Origin of the sequence: Flavobacterium cauense R2A-7, from assembly GCF_000498475.1 — a bacterium.
Classification (GTDB): Bacteria; Bacteroidota; Bacteroidia; order Flavobacteriales; family Flavobacteriaceae; genus Flavobacterium; species Flavobacterium cauense.
Genome location: NZ_AVBI01000006.1, coordinates 1 through 6395, shown reverse-complemented (window position 1 = coordinate 6395; position 6395 = coordinate 1). Strand labels below are relative to the sequence as shown.

General features: G+C 32.9%; 8 protein-coding genes. 1 reads left to right on the top strand and 7 read right to left on the bottom strand.

All coding sequences use genetic code 11. The features are described from left to right. Positions 1–650: 650 nt before the first annotated feature. From FCR2A7T_RS03390 to FCR2A7T_RS03380, 3 genes are all read right to left on the bottom strand, one after another. Entirely contained in the window at positions 651–1256 is a 606-nt protein-coding gene (locus FCR2A7T_RS03390; RefSeq protein ID WP_023569874.1) for a DUF4304 domain-containing protein, read from the bottom strand. 199 nt (positions 1257–1455) lie between these two features. After that, positions 1456–2073, bottom strand: coding sequence for a hypothetical protein (locus FCR2A7T_RS03385; protein ID WP_023569873.1), 618 nt, complete (start codon positions 2071–2073; stop codon positions 1456–1458). A gap of 187 nt (positions 2074–2260) precedes the next feature. Then, complete coding sequence (locus FCR2A7T_RS03380) at positions 2261–2761, bottom strand: hypothetical protein (protein ID WP_035117183.1); 501 nt, start codon at positions 2759–2761, stop codon at positions 2261–2263. Positions 2762–2892: 131 nt separating this feature from the next. Here FCR2A7T_RS03380 and FCR2A7T_RS03375 point away from each other — a divergent pair, with 131 nt between their 5' ends. Beyond that, complete coding sequence (locus FCR2A7T_RS03375; protein WP_131473140.1) at positions 2893–3285, top strand: hypothetical protein; 393 nt, start codon at positions 2893–2895, stop codon at positions 3283–3285. Positions 3286–3527: 242 nt separating this feature from the next. Here the strand turns inward: FCR2A7T_RS03375 and FCR2A7T_RS03370 are convergent, their stop codons facing one another. The 4 genes from FCR2A7T_RS03370 to FCR2A7T_RS03355 all read right to left on the bottom strand — a co-directional run bounded on the left by FCR2A7T_RS03370 (position 3528) and on the right by FCR2A7T_RS03355 (position 6355). After that, entirely contained in the window at positions 3528–4205 is a 678-nt protein-coding gene (locus tag FCR2A7T_RS03370; protein WP_081709362.1) for a tetratricopeptide repeat protein, read from the bottom strand. A gap of 162 nt (positions 4206–4367) precedes the next feature. After that, positions 4368–5240: an SDR family oxidoreductase gene (locus tag FCR2A7T_RS03365; protein ID WP_023569870.1), complete on the bottom strand. Its 873-nt coding sequence runs from the start codon at positions 5238–5240 to the stop codon at positions 4368–4370. 68 nt (positions 5241–5308) lie between these two features. Then, positions 5309–5704, bottom strand: coding sequence for a helix-turn-helix transcriptional regulator (locus tag FCR2A7T_RS03360; protein WP_023569869.1), 396 nt, complete (start codon positions 5702–5704; stop codon positions 5309–5311). Positions 5705–5920: 216 nt separating this feature from the next. Further along, positions 5921–6355, bottom strand: coding sequence for a DUF4304 domain-containing protein (locus FCR2A7T_RS03355; protein ID WP_023569868.1), 435 nt, complete (start codon positions 6353–6355; stop codon positions 5921–5923). Between the last annotated feature and the right edge of the window lie 40 nt (positions 6356–6395).

Genomic DNA, 6395 nt, shown 5'->3' with positions numbered 1-6395 from the left:
AATTTTAATACAAAAAGTGCGAGCACAAACCTTTGCAAAAAATCCCAAGCCCAGCCATTGCATAAAACCGCTGTTATGCGCTGGTTTTAATATTACTTTGTCTATTGATAAAACTCCAAATAATATTTATTAGAAATAAAAGTATTGATAAAAAATTGCAAAGTTGTAAAAATCCGAAGCTATAAAATTCAAAAAAATATATAGATATCAGTATTGTAATAAAGTGAACTATTGATATTGTCTTATTAGTTTTCCATTTACATAAAGCAATTATTGAGTAAAATATAAAGAAAAGATAGAATAAGGAAATAAAAATTAGAGGACTATAAAATTCGTAAAAATCCCAAGCCCACCCAACTGTTTTATTAATTCCATAATCTTTTGGCATTATAAAAAAAATGAAAAAAATATAAATTAATAAGACTAAAAGGAACATCCTTTTTTGAAATAAATTATCAAATAGTTTTGTCATTTTTTTAGATTTAGATTGGCAACAAACTTGCGCATAACGTCCCGTGGCTTCATGAAGTTGGGGTTTATATGTTCCCAAACCTTTCCATTATCACGGATGTCAAATATATAAAATAACCTTCAAATTTAGCCTTAAAGCCCCAATTTCATGAAACCACTGTTAGCGACAGTGCATTTTATTACATTTTTTTCTCAAGATTAGATAAAAGGAAATCTCGGTGTTTTATTATTTTTTGTCTAAATTCCTCATTATATGTTGGGTTTATTTTCTCTAAAAGTTTAGTGCCAATTTCAATATTACCTTTTTCAATTAATGTTAAGCCAATAAAAGGCTTAATATCCCAACCATGACTTGTATATTTAGAATATAAATCTGTACAGTCCTCTATATTAGAGTAATGATTTAGAAATGGAATTACATAATCATTTATTGTATCATCAACGTATTTTCGAAAATTGCTTATTTCTGTTTCAGGCCCAATTTTAAATAATTGATCGGAACCATTTAGTTGCAAAACACTAATTTCAAAATGGCAAGAACTTGTATTTGAAACCTTAATTTCTCGACCATTAATTTCGTTTGCAATATGAAAAAGTATTCCAATATCTAAGTTAAATTGAACCCAATCTTTATCGTTCCACGAAGAATTTGTAATTGAAAAAACTTTTGTAAATCGTTCTCCTTCTTGAAAAAAATTATTCCCAGATTTTTTAAAACCAATTTTTTTAAGAGCCGGTGCGATTACTTCTTTGATTATAAGATTTCTTATTTCTATTGCATTCATCCCTGTTTTCGTCGTTTTTTGGGTGCATTGTTGCTAACGTCCCGCCGGCTTTATGCTGTGGCGGTTTTTGTTACAGATGTTTACAAATATACCGAAAAGTTAGAAAGAAAAAATAGAAGGGAGGTAAAGACTTTTGATTCCTGCTCTTTCAATTATGAACTGTGGCCGCCATTGCATAAAACCGCTGTTAGCAGATGTTTTAACTGACCCAAGTTGAGTATGATTCAATTATTTTCCACTCCCCATTTATTTTTTCCAAAAAGATTGATTTACCACCTCCGCAGAGTCTGCCACAATAATAAGCCAATTCTACGTAAGCTTTGTTTGTGTCTTTTGAAAAAAGAGGAATTGTCATTTCACAAAAATAATATCCTTCGTCAATTTTGGTTTTAAGTTTCGCCTTTTTGGTTGAAGTGGATACTACATTTCTCAATATTTCAGGATTTATTTTTAAGCTATCTAGTTCTCGATATTGATTAATAAAATTTAAAGAATCTTTGGCTGAGAAAAATCTTTGGCCTTTAATTTTTGTTTTGATTATTTGATTTATAGATATTGCATATGTGGGTGGAGGTGGAGGAGCTCCAATTTCAATATCTTCCTTTGTAGGAATGTAAATTCTTAATTTTCTTAAATTTTCAAATAACTCAATTGGGTTTTTATCAGTCTTTAGAATCTTCAAACTGTCCTGAACTATTATTGCTTTTACTATTTGATTTATGTTCTCGATCCTAGCCGAATCGAGATTGGTTTTTTCTTCATTTTTTTTACAACTTAATGCTATAAAAAATATCGCTAAAATCGTTAAAATTCTCATTTATAGCTGTGTTCGTCTCGTTTGTCCAAAATATCTGCTAACGTCCCGCCGGCTTTGCGAAGTTTGGGTTTATATTGCCCCAAACCATTCCATTCGGACTAAAGCCAAATATACAAAAAGATCCTTCCATTAAGCCCTTAAGCCCAAATTTCGCAAAACCGCTGTTGTGCGACGTTCTTTGATAAATTTAGAAATATTCATAGTTTCCACTTTCTTCACCATCATTTTTAAGATTCATTTCTTTAAAAACTTTAATGAGTTCGTCTCCTTGTTCAGAGCAAATAGGGGGTATGTTGATGTTTTTTGATTGCTCGCTTCCACCGCATTCAGCACAAAACTCGTAAAACCCAACTATATTATTTTTTTTATAAAATAATAATATATGTCTTGGATTGTAACAATCAGCTCTCGAACATTTTTTTTGTTCTGAAAGTAAAATATTAAATATCTTTTTTGAATTTTTTTTATTCAATACTATGTTATCAATATATTGGATGTTTGGTATTTTAATAGTATTGTTTGCAATTTTGATTTTATTGTTCGTAGAATAAACCTCTCTATGCTTATTGTATGATATAAGTTTTATTTTGTCGTATTGATTAAGAAAATTTTCTGTTTTATTTGGTTTTTCAACACATGAAACTAACAAAATTGATACGATTAAAATATGAAGTATAACCTTGCTCATTGCTTACGTTTCGTTTTTTTAGAATGTTGCACAACGTCCCGCCGGCTTTATGTCAGTGGCGGATTTTTATTACTGACGTTTACAAATATACCGAAAAGAGTGAAAGAAAAACGTGAATTTTAATACAAAAAGTGCGAGCAAAAACTTTCCAAAAAAATCCCAAGCGCCGCCATTGCATAAAACCGTTGTTAACTGCAGCCGTTCTTGACTTCTTAAATTTCCTTACTGTAAACAGTTTTATCTTTGCAGTTAAGAAATATATACTTGCAGTTAAAAGTTTTCTCTTCGCAGTTAAGAAATATATACTTGCAGTTAAGAGTTTTCTCTTCGCAGTTAGGAAATATTTACTTGCAGTTAAGAGTTTTCTCTTCGCAGTTAGGAAATATATACTTGCAGTTAAGAGTTTTCTCTTCGCAATTAGGAAATACATACTTGCAATTAAGAGTTTTCTCTTCGCAGTTAGGAAATATATATTTACAGTTAAGAGTTTCTTCTTTGCAGTAGTAATAAATTTAATTACGTAAAGTTTTTTATTACGCAAAATGATTAAAGCGCAACGTTTTCACGCTAGTTATGCGACGGTTGCAGTTAACGTCCCGCCGGCTTTGTGAAGTGGCGGATTTTTATTACTGATGTTTACAAATATACCGAAAAGTTTTAAAGAAAATAGCGATTAAATAGGAGAGAAGTGCAAGCACCAAACCATTACAAAAAATCACCAAGTCCCGCCATTTCACAAAACCGCTGTTATGCACAGTGTTTTTTGTTACTTATCACAAAATTTAATAATTTCCGCTTCCGCATCTTTGTCTCCTAAATCTCTCGATTTATTAAAGTTTTCGCAAGCCAATTCTCGTTGATTTGTTTTTAAATAAATAAATCCAATCCAATAGTGACTTTGCGCAACATTATATTTTTGTTTTATGGAGCTTTGGAAATCCGAATAAGATTTATTTAAACTACCTAGATGGAAAAGGGTAATTCCTCGTTCATAAAAAATTTCTTTTCCTGGAACATCAAAATCATGCCCTAAATCAACAAAGTCATTATCTGCCAAATCCATATAAAATTTATCACCACCTTTTGAGGTAAAGGCTTTATTGTAATACTCTAATGATTTTTTATAATTTTCGATGCGCTTATAATTATTAGCAATGTTGAATAAAGCTAGAGTATTATTTGGATTAATTGATAAAACCTTTTCATAATCCTTAATCGCTTTTTCATAATCACCTAATGCAGATTTGTCAGCTCCACGATTTATGTACGCTCCAATAAATTTGTCATCTTTAGATATTGCTTTATCGAGTAATAAAATTGCTTCTTTATATTTTCCTTCTTGTTCAAGTTCTTCAGCTTCCATAGCATATTCAGGAGCAGTTTTTAAGTCACAACTTGTGAGAAGGAATATAATTATAAATATTTGGATTAGTGTGTTTTTCATTTCGTTTTTTCAACATTGTGCATAACGGTTTGGGTATTGCCGAAGTGGGGGCATTTGAAAACCGTCAGTTCAAATATAGCAAAAAGGCTGATAGAAGAACCCTTGTTGAATTACTTCCATCAGCCCCCATTTTGGCAATACCTTGTTAGCGGTTCGGGCTTTTTAATTCCTTACGCTCAACATTCCCTGTGTCCCAAAGTTGGTGTACAGACCAGTCATAATCTGCTCAAGGTGTTCATTGTATTTCTGAATGTGGTCCGCCATACCAATAAAATCAACAGCCGTGCGGAATGGCTTGTCGCCTTTAGGTTTTTCTATAAGTTCGGCAAAGGCGTCTGCAACTTTTTGTGGATTTTGCTGCGGATTGTTTTTTAAAACATTTTCAAAATTGTGTAGTGCTGCTTCTGGTACCTTTGCAAAATCACCATAACCCACTTCACGGCTGTTGTCGCTTGGTCTTAATAAATTATCAGAGAATGCAGTTGGGTAACCTCCTGGTTCTACAATGCAATTTTCAATTCCAAAACCTGAAAGTTCTACTCTGTAATTTTCAGCTAATGCTTCCAATGCCCATTTTGAAGACTGATAGGCTCCATAAAATGGTAAGGCAATTCTTCCTAGTAAACTGGAAGTATAAACAATCAGCCCGTTTTTCTTTTCACGGAAGTAGGGAACCACAGCCCTGTTCATTCGCTGAACGCCAAAGACATTGATGTCAAATACTTTTTGAAAATCAGCAGGGGTAAAGAACTCCTGCATTCCAAGAACACCCAAGCCCGCATTGTTTATCAAAACATCCAAGCCATCAAGGTCTGTAATAGCTTTTTGTACTCCGTTGTTTACGCTTGTGTCATCTGTAACATCAATCTCGATGATTTTCGCACCTGCTTTCCTCAGTTCGTCAGCAACGTTTTTGTTTTTACCGTGAATGTCACGCATTGAAGCAGCTACCTGATGCCCTTTTTGTAATAGTGTCAATACGGTTAATTTTCCAAACCCACCACTTGCACCTGTAATTAATATTTTCTTTGCCATAATCTTTTTGCATTTGTTGATGCAAAGTTGCAAATAAAGGATGGTCTTGTTATGGTGAGAAGTTCCTATTATTTGGTGTGAAGTTCAGTTCTTGAATTTAGCTCACGAAACTGTTTAGGAGTTTTGCCTTCATAACTTTTGAAAAATTTGGTGAAGTTGGAAGGGTCGAAAGTCAGTGTCTGTGCGATATGTGAAATTGTGTTGTTAGTTGTGAGCAAAAGTTCTTTAGAAATTACCATAAGCCGTTCTTCATAAATATCACAGGGAGATTTTCCCAATACTTCCTGAATAGTGTTGCTTAAATGCTTAGGACTTACAAACAACAACTCCGCTAAATCCTTTATTTCGAAAGTCTTCTCAGCTTTTCCGTTTTTAAGGTCGGTCAAATGTTTGTCAAGCTCTTGAAGATATTGGGAAACTATCTCCTTTTGTCTAACCGATGCTGTATTATTTTTAATTGTCATACTGTCAAAGTTTATGTTGTAGAGTGTCGTCAGAGCCTGACCGCTAACGTCCCGCCGGCTTTATGTCAGTGGCGGATTTTTTATTACTGACGTTTACAAATATACCGAAAAGAGTGAAAGAAATACATGAATTTTAATACAAAAAGTGCGAGCAAAAACTTCCCAAAAAAATCCCAAGCCCCGCCATTGCATAAAACCGCTGTTGTACGACGTTTACTATTTTAATTCCTTTTGCTCATTTGGATTTTCTTCCCACCATTTTTCTGCTTCGCTCCAAAGCTCTATTATTTCGTTTGCAATTTTTTTATAATTATCTGTGAATAATGAACTTTTTCCATAATCGAACCAATAATCACTATTATATTTTTCACTTCCTAACCGCATTCTATATGCTATATCGTGTGCAGTTACTTTATTTTTTGGTATTTCTTTTCCCCAATGTGTGGTTATTCCATTTGGGGGACAGTTTGCTAGTTCAATTACAAATTTTGTATCGTATAAACTATGTTGAAAAGTTAATAGATTAATTCTGTCAGATTGTTGTCTTCTAAAATGTGGAAGAGAGCCTTTAAAACCTTTTTCACGCAAGAATGGAATTAAGATTTCTTTGAGTGCGTTGTCAATTTTATTTCTGTGCTCTTTTCTTTCCATTTAGTTGGTTTTAAATGTTGTACAACGTCCCGCCGGCTTT

Coding starts and splice junctions, on each gene's coding strand:
- FCR2A7T_RS03385 (WP_023569873.1), bottom strand. CDS start 2,073: ATGAGAATTTTAACGATTTTAGCGATATTTTTTATAGCATTAAGTTGT.
- FCR2A7T_RS03380 (WP_035117183.1), bottom strand. CDS start 2,761: ATGAGCAAGGTTATACTTCATATTTTAATCGTATCAATTTTGTTAGTT.
- FCR2A7T_RS03355 (WP_023569868.1), bottom strand. CDS start 6,355: ATGGAAAGAAAAGAGCACAGAAATAAAATTGACAACGCACTCAAAGAA.
- FCR2A7T_RS03390 (WP_023569874.1), bottom strand. CDS start 1,256: ATGAATGCAATAGAAATAAGAAATCTTATAATCAAAGAAGTAATCGCA.
- FCR2A7T_RS03360 (WP_023569869.1), bottom strand. CDS start 5,704: ATGACAATTAAAAATAATACAGCATCGGTTAGACAAAAGGAGATAGTT.
- FCR2A7T_RS03370 (WP_081709362.1), bottom strand. CDS start 4,205: ATGAAAAACACACTAATCCAAATATTTATAATTATATTCCTTCTCACA.
- FCR2A7T_RS03365 (WP_023569870.1), bottom strand. CDS start 5,240: ATGGCAAAGAAAATATTAATTACAGGTGCAAGTGGTGGGTTTGGAAAA.